An 18,178-nucleotide genomic window follows, 5' to 3' on the forward strand; every position below is an offset into this window, starting at 1 on the left:
CGTTCTTTGCGTTTCTTGAAAGAATCTATTTGTTTTGAAATTTTTTCTTTAAGAAATTCTGCTTTAGTACCTTCGGCGCTGGACTTATCGATTGTGTGAATTACGATATCAGGAAACTCAGCACACAAACCGATAAATTTAATAAGTTGTCTTGGATCAAGAAATATAAAAGTTATAACTAGTTTATCAGAGTTAAGAATTAGGCTATCTAGTTCGCCTGTGTACTCCTCAGCTAGTATTTGAAGCTTTGCGCTGAATTCTTTGGAATTTTTAACTGGGTAGCTTACCTGTACCCTCGATTTCTCATCCATTCATCACCTCATGCATAAAATCCAAGAAATGTTTTGGCTGAAGTTTAACTCACATTTAACAATAATTGCCTATAAACTAGCCAACTCAACACGTAGACGTGCCAAGGATACCCCATTAGCACCTAGCCTCCCTTCGGTTGATGACTAGGGTGAGCAAGACTACTGGCTAGTTTTCGCAGCTTGTTTTTGCTCGTCCCCCAACACCGGGAAGTATCGCCGAGCGTTAAGGGGTTTCTTCCACCCAGTCAACTCAAACAGGTACTCATCAGGGTCAAGATTAAGCATCGTTGCCCATTGATTGATTTGACTGCCGTTGATGTTTATCCGCTCACACAGATCAGTCTTAGTTAGCCCCTGTTTAGCATCATAATCAGAATGTGAGAATGTGATTTTGCCTCTGGGTATGTCCTCAACCTTCTCTCTGAGAGATGATAACCCCGCGTTTATTAGAGCTTGCCGTAGCCCATCAATTTCTGTTCTGAGGGAGTTAATCTCATCATTAAACTCCTTTTGTTGTTCGGCTACGGTTGCCTCTAAACCATCGATTTCGGTGGTTTTAACCTTAAGCTGCTTTACCTCTTGTTCGAGGTTTTCTGGCATCACTTCAATAGGAATATTGCCCTCTAAATAATGCTCAAGTATAATTGTGAGAGCTTGAGACGCTTTCTTGATTTTGTGTGTTTTCATCCACTTCTCTAAACTAGCGTAGAGGCTGAAATCAAGATATGCCGTGACTTTAGCATGATTGTCTAACCAGTCTTTTGTAGCCATATACTGCTATATCTGTATTGGTAATTTAAAGTCAGTTACATTAAATTTAAAACAAATTAAAGTGAGATACTGGTGTGTTAATAGTAATTTACTAATGCACGTTGGCAGCTTACTGCATCAGGTTAAGAAAGTTAAAGTAAGTTACTAAATTTAAAAAGTGTCGGACTCTAACCATCTAAACAGCAAAGGGTATCTGACCTAGACGAAATAAGGTAAGCAGTTTTGAGCTATTATCAATTAAGTAAATTACAGCAGCAGATAAATTAAGGTACAGTAAGTTAACTTTTTAAAAAAGTTGCTTGCTTTAATATACTAAAAGATTATTAGTAAACTAAAGCACCTTACCGAGTAAGTTACTATCGCTAAAACCCAGACAAGGGGAGGGTGTTATCTAAAATGTGTTTGGTGGTAGCACAACACATCAAAGGCAAGCGATCGCTTTTAAAAGGAGATGGTTGATATTATGAATGCAGGAATTTAGGGCATAAATTATGTCGTCAGTCACGATTAACCTGCCAGAAGAAGTATTTAGCGCCCGTCGCCTTTCTCCAGAAGAGTTTGTGCGCGATATGCGCCTTGCTGCTGCTATCTACTGGTATCAGAAGCAGGAAATCTCTATGGAGAAAGCAGCCAACGTTGCTGGGTTAAACCGCCGAGACTTTCTAGCCGTCCTAGCCCGTGAACAAGTGGATGTCTTCGCTGTTGACGAGGATGATTTGCAGAGCGAGTTGAACCGTGGCTGAACTGCCTGCTATCAACACATCCCCATTGATTTTTTTGACCAAGGGCAGCTTTCTTGATTTGTTGCTTTTAATTAGTCCATCAATTATTGTTCCTGCCTCTGTAGCCGCAGAAATTCAGGCGTATGGGTCAACAGACGTAACAGCAGCGGCGCTCAAGAATACTGATTGGTTGGTTGTACAAGAAACACCACCAGTCCCGAATGTAATTCAAAACTGGGATTTAGGTCTAGGTGAGTCAGCCGTACTGACCTGGGGCTATGTAAATCCAGGTACAGAAGTAATTCTGGATGATTTAGCAGCCCGTCGTTGTGCTGCAACTTTAGGAATCCCGGTACGCGGGACATTAGGCATTGTTATTACTGCAAAACTTCGAGGCGTAATTCCTGCTGCACGTCCAGTTTTAGAACAATTGCGCCAGTGTGGGATGTATTTATCTGACCGCGTGATAAATCACGCATTAGCATTGGTAGGGGAATAGATGCGTTGGCCCCAAGCCGTGAGCAGATTATACAATAAGTTGGTCATCGCGCTGCAACCATAAGCAGGTTTTATCATCCAACGAATTCATGCGGGTTGTAGCGATTGCGATTGATAAGTTGGAATTGATTACTTGAGTGAGCGGTGGTGACACCAACGGAGTTACAATACTTTGGGTCATCAATTACACGTTTGTCAGATAACGTGTAATCCCCTCAGCGGTGAAAAAATGAAAGTAGACGGCAACGGACAAGGCAAGATTTTAAACCAAGACGAATTGAGGCGATTGTTCACCGAAGGATTTCTTACTCCCCGCGATCGCGCTCTGTTTGGAATTTGCCTGTTTACTGGTTGTCGCGTATCAGAAGCGTTGGCTCTCCAGACGACTGATATCAAATCTGGTGCTATCACTTTCCGAAAGTCTACCACCAAAGGCAAGCATAAAACCCGGATTGTAGACATTCCACCAACGCTAGCAGCAATCATGGACGAGTACCAACCCAAAAGTTCTGTGATGTTTCCCGGTATGCGCGGTGTAACTGAACGTCTGACCCGATTCATGGCAGACAAGATTTTACGTGATGCTTGCAAGCGAATTGGAGTAGAGGGAGTCAGCACCCATTCGTTTAGGCGAACTGCCCTCACGCAGATGTCCAGCGCTGGAATACCTTTGCGAACTATTCAGGAAATCTCTGGCCACAGCGACCTGGGAACGTTGCAGCGCTATCTAGAGGTTACGCCAGAGCAGAAGCGCAAAGCGGTTTCGGTGATTGGATTTTAGATATGAAGCTACCTATATAAAATAATTAGCATTGGCTTCTGTATTCCCTATTTCATTAAATATATTCAACATAGATAAAAATTAATGGACTACACAAAACATATTCAATGGTCTAAAACCTGCGTAGAACTAATTAACCAAGAGACAGTACAAAAAATGACGAAAGACATCAATAAATTTTATTTAGCTCAAACTGATGTAGAAACTATGAAGATTATGAGTAATTATATGACTCAAATGGCTGAATTAGTTGAGCAAATAAAACTATATAGTTACAATCCAAATTTAGCTCAAAAAGAAATTAATTTAATTAACCTGATGTGTTTACAAGTCCGACAATATAATCCAAACTTTAATTTACCTATCCATCCTGGTTTCTAATATTAGTGACTACAATGTTAATCACTTCAAAGACTAAATTAGGCCGATTAGCGGGTTAATTTACTTTTGTATAAAATTTTATTAATTAATTTTGATGCCCTTCAAGGCAGTTTTTGAAGGGCTTTTTTAGCGATTATCTATAGATTTAGTAGATTAAGTTTACTGGAATCTCTCCTATACATTCAAACTCTTCGTCCCATCTTGGGATACGTTTCTTCCAGTACTCGATAGAACTGTCATCTAATCTCTCTTGTTTTAAAGATTCTAGATGGGAGAGTTCGACTTTTGTTAATTTTTCATATCGGTCTTCAAGCTGCCGGATTCGCTCACTCAGACTGCTATCAGATAATTCAATAAAGACTGTGCAATCACCGTCGCCGCATGACGGATAAACACTGTTTTCATCTACAAAAGAAATAGCCAATCTGTCAATTCGGCATCCGTAGTAATACCGCAAATCTATACCTGTATCTCCAAAGTAGCCTTTTTTATGTAGATGCGGGATTATCTCAGTGTGTTCATTCCCGTAATAGCAGCAAGAATTGGTGAGAACGTCGCCCGGTCTTAAAGCTTGATTGCTTGCAACTGTAATCGTATTAAAAGAATAAGCTCTTAGCCTGTAGGCTATGCGGTTATGAACTACTGCCACATCAGCGTCAAGGTGATAGACATAGACTGGCAGATTTTGCGGTTTAATTTTTAGAATTTCTTCTCTCACATTATTCGTCCTTAACTGATTTTTGGTAGGCATCAATGCCTTAACTACCTGCTCACTTAAAGCATTTGAAGAATTCTCCAACCATTTGTATTCATTTCATCATTTACAAAATCACAAAATGGAGAAAGAAGAGGCATAATAGAGTCCTCATCTTTTGCCCTATAGAAACCTACTACTTTCCTTTCTTGTCTTAAGTTATAGACTTGGAAGCACAAAGCCTTAATAAAATCATTTTTATTTAAAATACCTTCTATACTTAATTCACTTTTAATATTGGCATCTCCTTCAAATTCAATAGGTGAAAATATTCTTTCATTTTCTTTGCCAAATGCTGAATACCAAAGAATACCACTTACTAAATTTTTCAATTTTTGATTTTCAAATAGAGGAAATATAGGAATAGAATTAACTTTAAAATCGGCAGGTATAGGTATAAGAGATAAGTCAATTAATAATATGGTTGAACCAGCTTCAAATTGACCTTGTTTAACAAGTCCTTTGATTTTTTTTATGATAGTTTCAATAAAATCTTTTTGGCGAGAATAAGAATAATCTTGTTCTCCCTGTTTTAAAGGATTAATGGCAGTTATAGCTATTGCTGTAGTATTTCCAGCTTTTAATTGGTTTTCAATAGAGACTTGGGCATCTAATCCTTGCTCCATAGCTTTGATATAATTTTCTTCTCCTCCACCAAATCCTAGTGTCTTTATCTCTATGAAAAATTCTTTACCCTCTAAATTAACTTTAAAGTCAGGTGTTTTATTTGTGTTTTCGGGAACTTTTTCTAATAAAATACCTTTACTTTTTAGTGATAAGTAAGTTGCCGCTTCACTATAATCACGCAAAGCTTGCTGCAATTCTACATGATATCCGATTTCATAATTTTTAAGTCTATTTAGTATACTATTCCTTGTTTTTCTAATAAATTCATCGTTTTCAGCAGCATCAATTTCTTGACACATCTCAAGTGAAAAAGCATTTAAAAGAGGATTAATTGTAATATAACCTAAATGATTCTGTCGCAAAGAAAGGATTTTTGAATAAAGCATAAATATATTAGTTGTAAATATTCTCACTTTGTATTATTGTATAATACAAAGATGAAAACAAACATAACTTCTCAATATACTTAAATCAACAGATTCAAAAACACCTGCTATGTTAGGCAGGATGAGCCATTACCACAGTTTGGCGTAGAAGGAGTTAGCACCCATTCGTTTAGGCGAACTGCCCTCACGCAGATGTCCAGCGCGGGGATACCTTTGAGGACTATTCAGGAAATCTCTGGACATAGTGACCTGGGTACTTTGCAGCGTTATCTGGAGGTCACGCCGGAGCAGAAGCGAAAGGCTGTTTCTGTGATTGGGTTTTAGATTACATACCACAAAAAATACTCATAATTTCTAGGAAAAAATTGGTTCTAGATTCTGGAATTGGAATTTGATGCTGCGTATTTATCCCATGAACAAAATCAATTCCATAACTAACCTGTATGAAATCTCTCACCCCAGAAGTAATTCGAGCTATAACCCCCATGTTTATGGCAACTATTGGAGCGGTCATTGGTGTTGCTGTTTTAGTCTCGCCAAAAATCACTGATGCCAAATGGTCTGCTGGACTTGGACTTGCAGGAACAGCAATAGCTGGTGCTGCTGGCCTTGCTCAAACTAGCAAAAATGAGCCGGACTTTTCAGTGAGCAAGCAGGGAGACAACTTGAAAGTTGAAACCCCAAGTTCTGAGCCAACGGATGGACACTAAGAAAGTAAAGATGAGAGTCTGGGGCTTTTTGTATTTATTTGTTGAACCATTTATTACAAGAAGAAATGGCTCAACAAATAGATTACATCTGCGGAAACTTCTTAAGAGTATTATCGACCAAACACCTTATTGAGGTGTGATTACAAGCGTTTATCATAACACTTTTAGCAAATCGACGAGATCAAATCAATATGACTACTATTCAAAAACAAGCGACAACTTCTTGTTATGAGAGGTTAGAACCTTCTCAACCTATAGAAAAGCCAGACTCGTCTAGTAAAGTTAATAAATGGAATAAGAGATGGGTCTTGAGCAATATACTTGATAGGAAGCAAGAACATTTCATTTTAGATGACATGAAATTGCTCCTAGTCAAGTCAACTGATAATCAATTTCAAGCCACCTTATCTTATTACATTACTTCCAAAGGGTGGAGAACAGAAACAAGCCAAATGCCAGGAATACGAATAGTTTTAAAGGACTCTAGGGGAATCGGTTTTGCCAACTGGTCTATTGATAATCTTCAGGTAGGTTGTGGAGATAATCACCAGTATCGAGAACATCAAACAAATTTCAATCTTTATGCTTTTGAAAATATTTTCAAAGTAGAAAGAGATATTAATAATGGTAGCGTTTATAATTGTTAACTTGAAATTTTCAATGCTAGGCATAGTCTAGCCACGACAGAGCAAGAAAGGTGGGCAGCATCAGCACTCTTAATGCTTACATTGAGCAAATTATCAATTTAAGGAGGCTAGTATTTCTTACTTTTTGCTTAATTGGCTAATTAAATCAATCTAAAATCAATAAATTAATTAGTGCAGCAGGCTGCTGCACAATTTGTATTTCAACTTATCTCAAGCATTGGAGAATCGACATCTAAAAGCCAATTTTCATCAATAAATTCTAGATTTTCATCATAAACAAGAACTAATTCACCAATCTTTTGAGTGTGATTATTTGATGTTTGTGTAGCATCAACCGCATCAGCTATGAGGAAAAACTTTAGTTGTAAAAAACGTTCAGTGTGAGTAACGCCAATAGAACTGCTAACTAATTCAGCTTCTAGAGGACGAGGCAATGTAATTGTTTCATAATATTCATCTTGTTCATCCCAGTAACCGCACACTTTATAATCACATTGGTTAAGATGTTCTTGAACAAGAATGTTGGCATCTAAATTTTCTAATATTTCAGTTAAATCTCGCCAGACTTGATGATTTTTTAATTCGAGTCTTGTCATAGTTATGTGGGTTTAATGTTCTGTTACCAAACCAGGGAAGTGTAATATACCATCAATAAATTTTGCATGAAATCGGCGGTCGCCACCTTTACCTAAGACTTTAGATTTCAAATCGTAACCTGATTCTTGGGAAGCCACCAACCCAACATTACCGCGAGGAGGTACTTGACCTTTCTCAATGGCTTTTAAATGCTTACCTTTCTGATCATATTTTAATCCCAGTTTTATTTGTTCACTGGCAAACGAAACTAGCAGACCACCGACTGAAACATATACAATATCAGGTTGAATATCTGCCCAATTATCTGATAAGGGTTCCATGAAATTTATACTGGTATTGTAGAAGCATAATTTATTTGAGTTAAGTAACTACTTTAAGTAACTACGTTACTTGATTACTCAATGTTAATCTCATCAAATGCTTGCTCCAAAAGGATTCTTAGAATTTCTGATTTCTTTCTACCAGTCCTGTTAGCGAGGTTAGTTAGCTTCTTGTGCATATCTGGAGACAAATCCAAACTAACTCGAATAGGTTTCTCCTTCCGAGGTGAATCCTTAATTAACTTATCTAACAAATCATTAGGTTCTTTCTCTAAATCTTGCTCTGACTGTCTAGTTTGTTTAGAGCCATCAGCAGGTTTACCATTTTGTTCTTCTCTACCAAAGATAAATTTATCAAGTTTCTCGTTTAAGGGTTTTCGTTTATTATTCATTTAAGCAAACTCCAAATTTCTTGACATAAAGAATCAAATTCTTCAGCAGCTTCTTTAGCCCCTTTCATTGACCAAACAGTTGTATCCTGAGAAAAAGAATCAGCAATAGCCTGTCGATTATGAATTACAGTTTTTAGTAAATTTACGCCAGGGATTTCTTTTAAAAATGTCAAAGCTTCATCTTTTAATCGAGTATTTTTAGCAGCACGAGAAATAAATATTGCAGGCAAAGGTAAACCCCCAGATATTTTCTGGGCTGATTTAATTAAACGAATTGCCTCACTTGCAGAATGTAAGTCTAATCCTGTTGGTTGAATTGGAGTTACTGAAACATTTGATAAACATAAAATTGCGCGTGTAGATTCAGTAACATTGGGTGCGCCATCTACAACTACAAACGCATAGTTTTCTGCCAAAACTGGCAGTTGTTCAATTAAGTCATTTGCATCAATAATTTTGGATGTCGGAATGATATTACCAAGGGCGGACATCCAAAAAGAACCACTCGCTTGAGCATCAGCATCAATGAAATGGACTTTTTTACGTTTTTTATGCAGCCAAAAAGCAAAATGCACGGCAGCCGTAGTCTTGCCGCACCCTCCTTTTTGGTTACAAAACGAGATAACTGGCATTTCAGGAACTCAATTACTTAACTTAGTTGAGTATAAGTGCCAAGAGTAAAAGACGCTATATCCAGTTGTCTGTTTGTAAATCCTGCCTTTAGTGGCTAAATCAATGATTATTTAATGAACTTAATTAAGTAAAATACAAAACTCTATATTTATCCGCGTTAAGCCAATTCGCTGTAACGTTTACCCACTGGACAATTCAAACAGTTTGTTTCGTCACATAAACGGCAGATAGTTAAGGCAGTGTCCTTCGTTTTTGTCAGGGAAAACAAGATTTGGTTAGTGATGCGGCATAAATTTTGGCGGTCTTTTGAAGATAGAGAAGCGATGGCTTCCTCAAGTGCCTTAAGCCGCGCTTGATGGAGCTTGCTCACCAGAGCTTCCCCTTCTTTTGTCAATTTCAACTCCACAGCCCTGCGATCCACAGAGCAACGTTCACGGAGAATTAAACCTTGTTTCTCCAGTCGCTCTACAAGTCGCACTGCACCAGGATGCGACATCCTAAGGGCGCGGCGCAATTGTTCAATCGGTATCCCTGGTGCATGTCTTACCAAGCACATAGCCTCGGCTGCCGGCCCTGCATCATCGATCATTCGCTCCACCGACTGGGCAACGGAATCTGTCAAGGCAAGGGACAAAGCCCCCAGCACATTCGCAAGGTTAGTGTTTTCCATCCCTAAATTATATGCGTGAAGCATATTGACATCAAGTAAATTTGCTGATTATTATATGCTTCACGCATATATTTAACTTCTCCATGATCCGACCTACAAAACCCGAAGATGCAGTGGCACTGATTGACGTAGCCAACACAATCGGTTTCCAACCGCACGAGATCGAGGCTCTCGGCAAAATGCTGGCTGACTACTTCGGCGGTAACACCGACAGCGATCCCTTCTGGATCACCGACTTTGATGACAAAGACGGCCCGGTGGGGGTCGCCTACTGTGAGCCGGAACGAATGACCGAGCAGACGTGGAATCTACAATTGATAGCCATTCGCCCCGACCACCAGGGACAAGGACGCGGTGGCAAACTGCTGCACTACGTTGAAGAAACTTTGAAGGCGCGTGGTGGACGAATGCTACTGGTGGAAACCTTAGCGAGCTTCGAGCGCACAAGGAAGTTCTACGCGAAGTGCGGCTACGAGGAGGAGGCTCGCATTCGGGACTTCTACACGGCAGGGGCTGATAAGATTGTGTTTCGTAAAGTGTTGAATGCGGCGTAGACTACAGTAACCCATGAACAAGTTTTAGTTCAGAAGCGAAAGGATAGCAAAGTAAGAAAATTTAGAACAGTATTTCTTAAACTGGTGGCTCAACACCAGCAAGATCAAGAGTTTTGAGAGCCATCCTTTCGCATCTCTATTGCGCGGTCGAGGCTAATTTCTAGATGTCCAGAACTTGGAGCCAGTTGTAGTGAAGCGGTAAGGCTCGCGCCACGACTTCCTATTGACTGCAAAAGATGCTTCGCTTAAGATCTGCATCATTCCTGAAGTGAGTCAGTCTTGCATTTACTAGAGTACATTAATTTAGGTAAAACTTTTGTGGCACCTAGTAACTTGATGCAAGGCTTTGTCAAGCCACGCGCTCTCGCTCAAACCTCAAGTAGTCGCCCACTAATCTATATTTCCTACTTTTTAACAGTTTTGCTACTTCTGTTATTAACTCTGTAGCGGTTGAAGGCTTTTGAATATAAGCTTGAAATCCAGATGCAAGTGCTTTTTTATCTGCTTTATCTTCAGTATTTCCAGTAAAAGCAATTGCGGGAATACTGCAAGTCTGTGGATGCGTCAGTGAACGAATTTTTTGTATTAACCAATACCCATCCAGATAAGGCATAGTAATGTCTGAAATTAAAAGATCCACCGGGGTTTGTTTAGTTACCTCTAATCCTGTTAAGGCACTAGATGTTGCGAGTACTTGAATTCCATAGCTTTCAAGAAGCTGGGTCATTACTAGAAGCATATCCTGGTGATCATCTACAACAAGAATTGTCACTCCTTGGAAGATATTTATGTTTGTTCTATCGTCTGAAGAATATACAGATGGTAAATCTAATGTCATGATGTTGTTAGGCCGTTATTTGCCTGATAGATGACGGACGAAGTCCTGCTAGCGGCTAGCCTCTAACTGGCCGCCTAGTGGGCACCTAGTGTGTTATCAACTTGATTAAAACAGCTAAGTGAATCAGGTCTCTCTAACCTGAGTCTTATTTCCTAAATCTGAAATTGAGAAATTATTTTACTCGTTAGTGTTGCTTGTTACAGTATTCAGCATTCTTGACACAAGTTTTCCGGGGGTAATAATTACTTAATCCATACAGAAAGCTTAATAATTTAACAATATGGGAGCGATTGCGCCTTTTAAATTCCCATTAACTTTGTCAACAATATTTTTGCTTCGACATACCCCTGTTTAGGCATAAATAGAACTTAACAGCTAGTCAGAAATTCCATTGCTTACTTTTGTTTCTTAAAAGCACCTCATTCCATAAGTAAATCCCTCATTATTAGTTAATGAGCATTGATGCAATCTATATCAGGCGTTCGCTTCAATTTAGCCCAACGTCACATCAATATATGGTTAGTAGTACACATGAGTGACCTCGCTTTTTGCTTCCATAACCTACCCTTGGATCATCATCAATTCAAATTTTTTGCTCTTGATATTATCAGGCAGTCAGGTTGACCACCGCAAATTAGGTGCGCTCTTTTAGACTTCGCTTCTTTTAGATGTTATGGCTTATGAGTAGACGACCAGCCAAACAACTGACGCAACCTTTGGGACGGATTGAACTTGAACACCCAACGTTCTCGCGTTACTTTGAAATAGAAAATACCAAAATTCCGCAGAGAAACACTCTCGCCAAGTTTTAGCGATTCATATATTTCTTCTAAAGTGGCATCAATAATATCTTCAACTGTGCCACTGCCTTCGCTTAAGCGTTGAGAAACGCGCTGTACCAGTTCGTTTTTATCGATAGACATCTTGCCCCCGCTCCTTAAAGATTTTCTATGTGCAGGTGACGAAATGATACTAATTTTTTTTATCTTCAGAGAAACTTCGTACTCTAAGCATTAATTAACTAGAAAGGCATTTATAAGGTATTTACAAGGATTTTTTCACTCAAGACACAGAATTCGCTTGAGTTCCTTCATTCACTCTCCTTTTTTAACAGTTTAGGCAGTGAGAAATAAAAGGTGGCTCCATTCCCAACTTCACTTTCTGCCCAAACCTGACCTTTATGTCGGTGAAGAATGCGTTGCACGTTTGCTAATCCAACACCCGTGCCTTCAAATTGTGGATCGCTATGCAAGCGCTGAAATACTCCAAACAACTTATGAGCATATTGCATATTAAAACCAATGCCATTATCTTTTACAAAAAAAATCACTTCATTTTCAGCATTGGTACTGCCAATGGTAATTTCTGCTGGGGTTCGAGTTTGAGTATATTTAATAGCATTGCTGATGAGATTATAGAGGACGAGCCTCAGCATAGAAGGGTCGCCTTGTACCTTTGGCAATGACTCAATGTGCCAATTGATTATACGTCCTTGAGTTTCTATGAGCAAATCACGTTTGACTTCTTGTGTTAGTTGTTCCATGTTGATATTGATGTAGCGCATTTCTGTACGCCCCATGCGCGAAAAAGCCAGCAATTCATCAATCAGTATTCCTGCTTGCTTGGCGCTTTGAGTAATCGTTGTCAAATAGTGCTGACTAAGGGTATCTAAGTTTGTTAGTCTCAACCGCTTCTCTAGCAAGTCTACAAATCCGGTAATGTGGCGAAATGGCGCTCGTAAATCGTGAGAGACTGAATAAGAGAATGATTCTAACTCTTGGTTTGCGATTTCCAATTGTTCTGTGCGCTCTTGGACTCGCTGTTCTAGTGTTTCATTCAGTTTTTGCAAGGCAGCCTCAGTTTGTTTGCGCTCTGTGATATCTAAGAATGCAGCAACACATCCCCTGGACTGACCCTGTTCATCAAAAAGTGGTGCAGCAGAGACTAGATGCTGGGCAATTTCTCCATTCTCATACACATTTTCAAGTTCCGCATTTATAACCTCAACACCATTAGCAGCAGCATACTGCATAGGAAGTTCGTCAGCTTGTAATTCTCGACCGTGGCGATATATTCTAAAGTTTGAAGGTTTTTTATCAGGCGCAGCACTTAAAGAAGCATTAGCATCTAGAGGAATCTTTAATTGCCTAGCTAGAGCCGGATTTACTCTAATTCTTCTACACTGAGCATCTTCAGCAATGCCAATTCCTATGGGAATGACCTTAAGTAAAGTCTGTAGCTCCTTGAGACTACGAGCCAAAGCTTGGTTTAGTTCCATGATTTCGGCTTCAGCTTGTTTGCGATCACTGATATCGCTGACCAGTGCCACAAATCCCTCAACGGCTCCCTGATTATTCAATCGAGGAACATAAGTTGCGCTCACATAACGGGTTCCACCATCTTTATAAGACACCTGGCTTTCATAGGTTACTTGCTGTCCTGCCAGGACTTGCTCAACATAGGGACGAATCTCTTCATAGGCAACTTCACCTAACACATCTCGCAGGTGCAAGCCATAAACTTCCGTTGTCGAATGTCCAAACCATGCTTCATATGCCTTATTATTGAAGCGGTAACGTTGGTCTGAATCGATAAAAGATATCAAGGCGGGGACGGCATTGGTCACTAAACTCAGTTCTGCTTCCGCCCGGTGTCGCTCATCAATTTCTTGTTGTAATTGCTGGTTAACTTTCACGAGCTCCGCAGTTCGTGTCTGTACACGCAACTCAAGTTCTTCTTGAAGTCGTCTGAGTTGATTCTCAACTTGCAAGCGTTCCTCAATTTGCGCGTGTAATGCCTCGTTTGCTTGCTGCCATTGAATCGGACTCGGTAGCGCCAGAGCTTGAGGAACCAGGGGTACAAGTTCTATTGCTGTAAACAATGAAATCATGGCAGTTCCAGCTTTGACGATACCAGATAGCCAATAGGTAGGATGCCATAGTGTCCAGATCTCGGCAATATGGGTTGTACCACAGGAAATTATAAAAGCTGCAAATAACAAAAATATCCAGTAGAAAGGTAAGTCTTGTCGCTTGCGAACGAAGTAGAGCAAAGTCAAAGGAATAGAATAGTAAGCAAGCGCAATGATGGCATCAGAAATTAAATGCAACCAAACTAACCCTGGCTTCCACAGGTAGCAGTGACCATGAGGAATAAATGAGCCATCGCTAAACAAATTAACTACAAAGTCGTGCATACCGATGAAAACTAGGCTGATAGGAAAAGTCAAAACTTCGATCACACTACAGGTTAGACAGTTAGATATTTAATATACTTCTGCCGGAGTTGATTATTTCTGAGATTGCATTGACTAATGTTTCTGGATCAACAGGCTTGGGAATGTGTCTCTGGAGGCCAACCTTGAAAGCTTGCTGTTGGCGGCAACGAGTTCTCTAGGCAACATTGAGATCACCGACTCAAACCACGCTGCTCCTGTTTGCGTTCAAGTTGCTCGTGTTGCAGATAAGCTAAAAGTTCTGCATTCCAATCCGGATTATTAGGCGCGAGTCTCTTAGATTGGGGTAGCAATTCTTGAATTGCACGAGCGACTTTATTCCCTTGTTCATCGTTATTAAATGCCACCCCAATTTTAGGGAAATTTCTCAGGAACTCAAGGGGTAAGTTCTCAGGGTCATCCACTGCCATGTACATTGTTTTATTCGGTGGTGGTAGCCCAGAGTGTGCATGTAAAGTATATACTGCCAAGGAGAGCGCATCGATGGGGGATGAACACAAGAATACTCTCTCAATTTTAGAGTTTGGCTCTTTACCCAAGTTGATGTGAAACCAACCCTTTGAGGTCAAGGTATTTTTGTCATACTCAAAAGTGCGATTATCTGGCTCACGAATTGACCAAACTCGTGCGCCTAACTTTTCACCATCTAAACCCCTCTTGATAAACACAATATTCCGTTTTTGATCTACATAAGTTAACCCCTGCCGATGTAATAGTTGCACAAGTTCTGGCAGTAAACCACGTTCCATTGTCAGATAATTTTGTAAGGCTCCCGACAGGCTCTCATCCTCCGGTGGTGGCGTAAATTGTGGTTGAGTTGGCGTTTGGGCTGAAATAATTTGTTTTTGTGGCGGATATTGAGGCAGGGATTTAACTGGATTTAACAGCACCTCATTAATGCGCCCATCATCGCGTTGTGCTTGGTAGTCAACTCCACGATGTTTTTGTAGTCCTGGGAAGGTGTAGGCTGCACCTAGTTGTGTACCACTGAAAGCCTGCCCATCTTTTTCATAAGAAATTCCTTTCGACTTCCCATTTCTGGTAAATCCTGTCTTTAAACTGATGCCCGAAACCTGCAACCTCATGATAAATTCTGGCATAAGGGGATTGTCAACAGATGCGCTGTCAATTGTCTGCTGAATCTGCTCCTTAATGGTGCGCTCTGGTGGGGTATCACGCCTACCTTCTGCAAATTCTGATTGCTCTCTTATTATGCGCCTAATTTGTCCAGTACTGGGTGTTCGATTCAGTTTCTCTCTACTGCCAATTACTTGCACTAATTCATAGTCAAGCTCAATTTGTCGCAACACTTTCTCAGAGCGCACATAATCCCAGGAATCATGCACTACTCGCCCAGTATCCATCCTGATTCTACTGGCTGCAATATGGATATGGTCATCGTCAGTGTTATGGTGGCGAAAGATGACAAACTGATTAGCATCAAAGCCCATTTCCTTCATGTAGCGTGAGCCGATTTCTTTCCACTTCTCATCATCTAATAAGTCACCCTTAGCTGCTGATAGAGAAACATGATAAACAACTCGATCTGCATCTGAATTTAGTTGTCTCGACAGGCGAAACTCCCGCGCTAATTCACGTGCATTTCTCCCGCTCATATTACCGCCAATTAATTGGGCATTTTCACGGGATTCTAAATAATCCAACAGCTTGCGAAAACCTCTGCCTTTAGTCTGCTTCCCAATCATCGTCTGACTCTTCATCCTCCCAGTCGTCATCATCAATATCATAAGAAGCAATGTCTCGCCTGCACTGATGCAGTAATTCTAAAAGCTCTCTTAGTAGTTCTGGTTTTGCTGGTGGAGTGCAACCCATTTTTAAGGCTGTGTTAGTGGCTTTGACAAGTTGGTTGAGATTATTCCCAATTTGTCCTAACTCCCAATATGTTTGCAAGCTAATTTTACTTAGTCGTTTTGGTAATGGACGCATCAACGCATTACGTCTCATCAGTTCACTCGCTGACATGGACGCATCCTGTGATTTAATCCGAATCATATCCAGTTCAATGTCGCTCAATCTCACAGGGAAGATGTGCTTTCTAACTAGGGCTTTTGACTGCTTGCGATTCGCCATAAAATGAGAAGATTGAAGGACATTGTAAGGGGGGTTTTTCAAGGGGGGCTTCCCCACTTGAACCAGCTTTGCCGTTCGAGCGAAGCGAGACAAAGCGTAAGCTTTGAGGCATGGCTGGCTTCAAGCCCATTTTTGGGGGAGGCGAAGTGTCGAGTGCTACGGATGTACGGAGGCACAGCGAGAGACTGGGGGGCAGGATACGGCGTAGCCGTAGTGCTGACAATCCTATCAACTAACAGTGAGTCATAGCAACGGCATAGCCGTAATTCTCAAAAAGAAACCACTGGGTAAATTCTAGCGACGGCATAGCCGGAGCGGACTAGAGAACATCGGCTCAGACTGAGTAGTAAAAATGGGATAGCCGCAATCACAAAAATTCAAGCATCAGTTGGAATGGGGGTAACGGTATAGCCGTTACCGTTACAGTGAATCTGAAATTAGTTAACGCTAAATGATAGTCACTGCGTAGCCGCAGGGTGACAATTTTTATTAGGATTAACAATATCAATTCAGGGAGAGTTCAAAAAATAGCAGAGAATAAGTAATTAAGTAATCACTATCTATTCATAAAAAAACAATGGGTGAGCAGAACAATTCAGAGCTAATTACGAAGGGTAAGATTGATAAGGCCATCGAACTGCTGAAAGAACAGAAGCCAAAAGAGCGAGAAGATGTATCAGACAGAGATGCTATTCGGAAAATGAGACGGTATATCGAGAAACTGACCTCTGACAAGTATGGCTATAGTTATGATGAAGTGTCAGAGATGCTGAAAGGGCTGGGCATTAATTTGAGTGGCAGCAGAATCAAATATTTATTAGGTGAGTTGAAGAAAAGTAGTCGTCGTCAAAAAAAAGCAGGAGAGAGCGACGACAAGAATACATCATCCAATTCTGGTACTGAAATACAGCAAGCAGTTCAAGCCAGTAGTGAGGCATCAGCATCACCTGTAAAAGATGGAAAGAGCAAGAGCAAAAATCAACAGCCAGCAGCACAGCAACAATCGGATTTTTCAGAGCCACAGAGCAAACCAAACAAGGGAGCTTTTGTACCAAAAATTTACAGTGATGAAGAGTTATAAGCTGGTTTATGAGTAAAACAACTACTACTCGTGGAAAAAAAGCAGCAGTCAATAAAAGAATAGTGGTGTGTACTAGCGAAAAGGGAGGCACAGGTAAAAGTATCGTGGCTAGGTTTCTCTTAGATATGTACTTGGCCAACAATATTGATGTTGTAGCTTATGATTGCGACTTCTCAAATCCGCAACTGTGGAGACACTATAACTCTTGGGTGCCAGGAGGAGTAAAAACAATTAAATTTAATCAGTGGAGCTTCAGCGAAATTTTCAAAAAGGATTTAGAGACATTAAATCCTGTTGTAGCTTTAGTAGATCTACCCTCTGGAGTGGGGGAATATTTTCAGGATTTTGTTCAAGAGATGGAATCAGCAAGCCTGGGCTACCGCATCACTATGGTATCGGTACTAGGTAGAGGTAAAGACAGCATCATTCAACTCAAACGGTTAATAGAAACTTGTGGTAATCAGGTTGACTATGTAGTGGTGAAGAATTTGTACTGGGGTGAGGAAAAAGAAGAAGAGGAGATATTCATTAAATACAACGAATCTAAAACCAGGAAAACTGTCTTGGAGTTAGGAGCAATCGAACTAAATTTTTTCCCGATTGTTAGTAGGGTCTACGAAGCAATAGACTTTTCTGATTTAACTTTTACAGAAGCAGTAAACCACGAGACATTAACCCTGAGCAAGCAAGCCAGATTAGGAGTGTGGATACCAAATAATGAATCAGAGTTGATTAAAGGTGGCTCATTTTTGAGACTTGAAGAGGCACAACGCAGAGATAGGGACACTTTGAAAAAACGAAAAATTTAAAAATATGTAGATCCGATTGAGTGATTTGACTATGTTTTCTGTGAAATTTTTATTACTACCGCTATAAAGACTATCTAATAGCAGGAGTAATATTTTTTGAAAACGCTGCCAGCCATCCCTGCACTTGGTAAATCGGCTTAATCGGCTCGGAAGATGTCTTTAAGGGAGGCAATCGCGGTTTGATTAATTTTCTGTTTGGACTGAATTAGCAGCGTTCCGGTATGAGCTACATACACTACAAAACATTACAAATGAGTCCTCCATATTGAGCCGTAAATTCTGCACAGTAAAATAGCCTAATCTGTGACAGATTGTGCAAGCTTTCACTATTAATCAGCTCAATCGCCGATTTTCAGGGCTTGGGCAGTTG

At 40.3% G+C, this 18,178-nt stretch carries 23 protein-coding genes and 1 pseudogene; 10 read left to right on the plus strand and 14 right to left on the minus strand.

What is annotated here, in order from left to right; genetic code table 11:
• Together FNW02_RS39175 and FNW02_RS32790 are read right to left on the minus strand one after the other, a co-directional pair.
• Positions 1 to 311, minus strand: a 311-nt coding sequence (locus tag FNW02_RS39175; protein WP_225226080.1) for a hypothetical protein, incomplete at its 3' end; no start/stop codon positions are given.
• A gap of 159 nt (positions 312 to 470) precedes the next feature.
• Positions 471 to 1,082, minus strand: a complete 612-nt coding sequence (locus FNW02_RS32790; RefSeq protein ID WP_191761655.1) for a hypothetical protein — start codon at positions 1,080 to 1,082, stop codon at positions 471 to 473.
• A 491-nt stretch (positions 1,083 to 1,573) separates the two neighbouring features.
• Here FNW02_RS32790 and FNW02_RS32795 point away from each other — a divergent pair, with 491 nt between their 5' ends.
• From FNW02_RS32795 to FNW02_RS32815, 4 genes are all read left to right on the plus strand, one after another.
• A complete protein-coding gene (locus FNW02_RS32795) occupies positions 1,574 to 1,825 on the plus strand; it encodes a UPF0175 family protein (RefSeq protein ID WP_191761657.1) in 252 nt (83 codons plus the stop codon).
• Positions 1,818 to 2,303, plus strand: coding sequence for a DUF3368 domain-containing protein (locus tag FNW02_RS32800; RefSeq protein ID WP_191761658.1), 486 nt, complete (start codon positions 1,818 to 1,820; stop codon positions 2,301 to 2,303). Before FNW02_RS32795 ends, FNW02_RS32800 begins: the two co-directional genes overlap by 8 nt.
• A gap of 228 nt (positions 2,304 to 2,531) precedes the next feature.
• On the plus strand, positions 2,532 to 3,083 hold the full coding sequence (locus tag FNW02_RS32810) for a tyrosine-type recombinase/integrase (protein WP_191761661.1): 552 nt from the start codon (positions 2,532 to 2,534) through the stop codon (positions 3,081 to 3,083).
• Between the two features lie 156 nt (positions 3,084 to 3,239).
• Positions 3,240 to 3,464: a hypothetical protein gene (locus FNW02_RS32815; protein ID WP_191761663.1), complete on the plus strand. Its 225-nt coding sequence runs from the start codon at positions 3,240 to 3,242 to the stop codon at positions 3,462 to 3,464.
• Positions 3,465 to 3,609: 145 nt separating this feature from the next.
• Here the strand turns inward: FNW02_RS32815 and FNW02_RS32820 are convergent, their stop codons facing one another.
• Entirely contained in the window at positions 3,610 to 4,263 is a 654-nt protein-coding gene (locus FNW02_RS32820) for a hypothetical protein (protein WP_191761664.1), read from the minus strand.
• Entirely contained in the window at positions 4,239 to 5,231 is a 993-nt protein-coding gene (locus FNW02_RS32825; protein WP_191761666.1) for an enoyl-CoA hydratase/isomerase family protein, read from the minus strand. Before FNW02_RS32825 ends, FNW02_RS32820 begins: the two co-directional genes overlap by 25 nt.
• A gap of 135 nt (positions 5,232 to 5,366) precedes the next feature.
• On the opposite strand from FNW02_RS32825, the pseudogene FNW02_RS32830 reads away from it, so the two are divergent.
• The 3 genes and pseudogenes from FNW02_RS32830 to FNW02_RS32840 all read left to right on the plus strand — a co-directional run.
• A pseudogene (locus FNW02_RS32830) lies at positions 5,367 to 5,555 on the plus strand (tyrosine-type recombinase/integrase); the annotation flags it as partial.
• 119 nt (positions 5,556 to 5,674) lie between these two features.
• The gene (locus tag FNW02_RS32835) at positions 5,675 to 5,941 is read left to right on the plus strand and encodes a hypothetical protein (protein ID WP_191761667.1); all 267 of its coding nucleotides are present in this window, start codon (positions 5,675 to 5,677) and stop codon (positions 5,939 to 5,941) included.
• A gap of 191 nt (positions 5,942 to 6,132) precedes the next feature.
• Positions 6,133 to 6,588 carry a hypothetical protein gene (locus tag FNW02_RS32840; RefSeq protein ID WP_191761669.1) on the plus strand — a complete coding sequence of 152 codons (456 nt, stop codon included), beginning with the start codon at positions 6,133 to 6,135 and terminating at the stop codon, positions 6,586 to 6,588.
• Positions 6,589 to 6,788: 200 nt separating this feature from the next.
• Here the strand turns inward: FNW02_RS32840 and FNW02_RS32845 are convergent, their stop codons facing one another.
• The 5 genes from FNW02_RS32845 to FNW02_RS32865 all read right to left on the minus strand — a co-directional run bounded on the left by FNW02_RS32845 (position 6,789) and on the right by FNW02_RS32865 (position 9,224).
• A complete protein-coding gene (locus FNW02_RS32845; protein WP_191761670.1) occupies positions 6,789 to 7,184 on the minus strand; it encodes a hypothetical protein in 396 nt (131 codons plus the stop codon).
• A gap of 12 nt (positions 7,185 to 7,196) precedes the next feature.
• Entirely contained in the window at positions 7,197 to 7,505 is a 309-nt protein-coding gene (locus FNW02_RS32850; RefSeq protein ID WP_191761672.1) for a hypothetical protein, read from the minus strand.
• Between the two features lie 74 nt (positions 7,506 to 7,579).
• Positions 7,580 to 7,897, minus strand: coding sequence for a ribbon-helix-helix domain-containing protein (locus FNW02_RS32855; RefSeq protein WP_191761680.1), 318 nt, complete (start codon positions 7,895 to 7,897; stop codon positions 7,580 to 7,582).
• A complete protein-coding gene (locus tag FNW02_RS32860) occupies positions 7,894 to 8,529 on the minus strand; it encodes an AAA family ATPase (protein ID WP_191761682.1) in 636 nt (211 codons plus the stop codon). The genes FNW02_RS32855 and FNW02_RS32860 overlap by 4 nt, the downstream gene beginning before the upstream one ends.
• A gap of 158 nt (positions 8,530 to 8,687) precedes the next feature.
• Positions 8,688 to 9,224: a MarR family winged helix-turn-helix transcriptional regulator gene (locus FNW02_RS32865; protein ID WP_225226081.1), complete on the minus strand. Its 537-nt coding sequence runs from the start codon at positions 9,222 to 9,224 to the stop codon at positions 8,688 to 8,690.
• A 59-nt stretch (positions 9,225 to 9,283) separates the two neighbouring features.
• Here FNW02_RS32865 and FNW02_RS32870 point away from each other — a divergent pair, with 59 nt between their 5' ends.
• Positions 9,284 to 9,754 (plus strand): GNAT family N-acetyltransferase, encoded by a 471-nt coding sequence (locus FNW02_RS32870; RefSeq protein WP_191761684.1) that lies wholly within the window; start codon positions 9,284 to 9,286, stop codon positions 9,752 to 9,754.
• A 349-nt stretch (positions 9,755 to 10,103) separates the two neighbouring features.
• Here FNW02_RS32870 and FNW02_RS32875 read toward each other — a convergent pair whose 3' ends face one another.
• The 5 genes from FNW02_RS32875 to FNW02_RS32895 form a co-directional block, all read right to left on the minus strand.
• Positions 10,104 to 10,592, minus strand: coding sequence for a response regulator (locus FNW02_RS32875; protein WP_191761686.1), 489 nt, complete (start codon positions 10,590 to 10,592; stop codon positions 10,104 to 10,106).
• A gap of 671 nt (positions 10,593 to 11,263) precedes the next feature.
• On the minus strand, positions 11,264 to 11,515 hold the full coding sequence (locus FNW02_RS32880) for an HU family DNA-binding protein (RefSeq protein ID WP_191761688.1): 252 nt from the start codon (positions 11,513 to 11,515) through the stop codon (positions 11,264 to 11,266).
• A gap of 167 nt (positions 11,516 to 11,682) precedes the next feature.
• Complete coding sequence (locus tag FNW02_RS32885) at positions 11,683 to 13,788, minus strand: PAS domain-containing protein (RefSeq protein ID WP_431356834.1); 2,106 nt, start codon at positions 13,786 to 13,788, stop codon at positions 11,683 to 11,685.
• 212 nt (positions 13,789 to 14,000) lie between these two features.
• Positions 14,001 to 15,533 carry a relaxase/mobilization nuclease domain-containing protein gene (locus FNW02_RS32890; protein ID WP_191761692.1) on the minus strand — a complete coding sequence of 511 codons (1,533 nt, stop codon included), beginning with the start codon at positions 15,531 to 15,533 and terminating at the stop codon, positions 14,001 to 14,003.
• Positions 15,514 to 15,960, minus strand: a complete 447-nt coding sequence (locus FNW02_RS32895; protein ID WP_225226083.1) for a plasmid mobilization protein — start codon at positions 15,958 to 15,960, stop codon at positions 15,514 to 15,516. The genes FNW02_RS32890 and FNW02_RS32895 overlap by 20 nt, the downstream gene beginning before the upstream one ends.
• Before the next feature lie 535 nt (positions 15,961 to 16,495).
• Here FNW02_RS32895 and FNW02_RS32900 point away from each other — a divergent pair.
• Together FNW02_RS32900 and FNW02_RS32905 are read left to right on the plus strand one after the other, a co-directional pair.
• Positions 16,496 to 16,999, plus strand: coding sequence for a hypothetical protein (locus FNW02_RS32900; protein ID WP_191761696.1), 504 nt, complete (start codon positions 16,496 to 16,498; stop codon positions 16,997 to 16,999).
• 8 nt (positions 17,000 to 17,007) lie between these two features.
• Positions 17,008 to 17,808: a P-loop NTPase family protein gene (locus tag FNW02_RS32905; RefSeq protein WP_191761698.1), complete on the plus strand. Its 801-nt coding sequence runs from the start codon at positions 17,008 to 17,010 to the stop codon at positions 17,806 to 17,808.
• Positions 17,809 to 18,178 lie beyond the last annotated feature (370 nt).

The sequence above is a fragment of the Komarekiella delphini-convector SJRDD-AB1 genome (assembly GCF_014831675.1).
Taxonomy (GTDB): Bacteria; Cyanobacteriota; Cyanobacteriia; order Cyanobacteriales; family Nostocaceae; genus Komarekiella.

Excerpts from the sequence above, each read along its gene's own strand:
- FNW02_RS32835 (WP_191761667.1), top strand. The coding sequence starts at position 5,675 with ATGAAATCTCTCACCCCAGAAGTAATTCGAGCTATAACCCCCATGTTT.
- FNW02_RS32890 (WP_191761692.1), bottom strand. The coding sequence starts at position 15,533 with ATGATTGGGAAGCAGACTAAAGGCAGAGGTTTTCGCAAGCTGTTGGAT.
- FNW02_RS32790 (WP_191761655.1), bottom strand. The coding sequence starts at position 1,082 with ATGGCTACAAAAGACTGGTTAGACAATCATGCTAAAGTCACGGCATAT.
- FNW02_RS32880 (WP_191761688.1), bottom strand. The coding sequence starts at position 11,515 with ATGTCTATCGATAAAAACGAACTGGTACAGCGCGTTTCTCAACGCTTA.
- FNW02_RS32875 (WP_191761686.1), bottom strand. The coding sequence starts at position 10,592 with ATGACATTAGATTTACCATCTGTATATTCTTCAGACGATAGAACAAAC.
- FNW02_RS32825 (WP_191761666.1), bottom strand. The coding sequence starts at position 5,231 with ATGCTTTATTCAAAAATCCTTTCTTTGCGACAGAATCATTTAGGTTAT.
- FNW02_RS32840 (WP_191761669.1), top strand. The coding sequence starts at position 6,133 with ATGACTACTATTCAAAAACAAGCGACAACTTCTTGTTATGAGAGGTTA.
- FNW02_RS32855 (WP_191761680.1), bottom strand. The coding sequence starts at position 7,897 with ATGAATAATAAACGAAAACCCTTAAACGAGAAACTTGATAAATTTATC.
- FNW02_RS32850 (WP_191761672.1), bottom strand. The coding sequence starts at position 7,505 with ATGGAACCCTTATCAGATAATTGGGCAGATATTCAACCTGATATTGTA.
- FNW02_RS32795 (WP_191761657.1), top strand. The coding sequence starts at position 1,574 with ATGTCGTCAGTCACGATTAACCTGCCAGAAGAAGTATTTAGCGCCCGT.
- FNW02_RS32905 (WP_191761698.1), top strand. The coding sequence starts at position 17,008 with ATGAGTAAAACAACTACTACTCGTGGAAAAAAAGCAGCAGTCAATAAA.
- FNW02_RS32860 (WP_191761682.1), bottom strand. The coding sequence starts at position 8,529 with ATGCCAGTTATCTCGTTTTGTAACCAAAAAGGAGGGTGCGGCAAGACT.
- FNW02_RS32870 (WP_191761684.1), top strand. The coding sequence starts at position 9,284 with ATGATCCGACCTACAAAACCCGAAGATGCAGTGGCACTGATTGACGTA.
- FNW02_RS32900 (WP_191761696.1), top strand. The coding sequence starts at position 16,496 with ATGGGTGAGCAGAACAATTCAGAGCTAATTACGAAGGGTAAGATTGAT.
- FNW02_RS32885 (WP_431356834.1), bottom strand. The coding sequence starts at position 13,788 with ATGCACGACTTTGTAGTTAATTTGTTTAGCGATGGCTCATTTATTCCT.
- FNW02_RS32845 (WP_191761670.1), bottom strand. The coding sequence starts at position 7,184 with ATGACAAGACTCGAATTAAAAAATCATCAAGTCTGGCGAGATTTAACT.
- FNW02_RS32815 (WP_191761663.1), top strand. The coding sequence starts at position 3,240 with ATGACGAAAGACATCAATAAATTTTATTTAGCTCAAACTGATGTAGAA.
- FNW02_RS32810 (WP_191761661.1), top strand. The coding sequence starts at position 2,532 with ATGAAAGTAGACGGCAACGGACAAGGCAAGATTTTAAACCAAGACGAA.
- FNW02_RS32865 (WP_225226081.1), bottom strand. The coding sequence starts at position 9,224 with ATGCTTCACGCATATAATTTAGGGATGGAAAACACTAACCTTGCGAAT.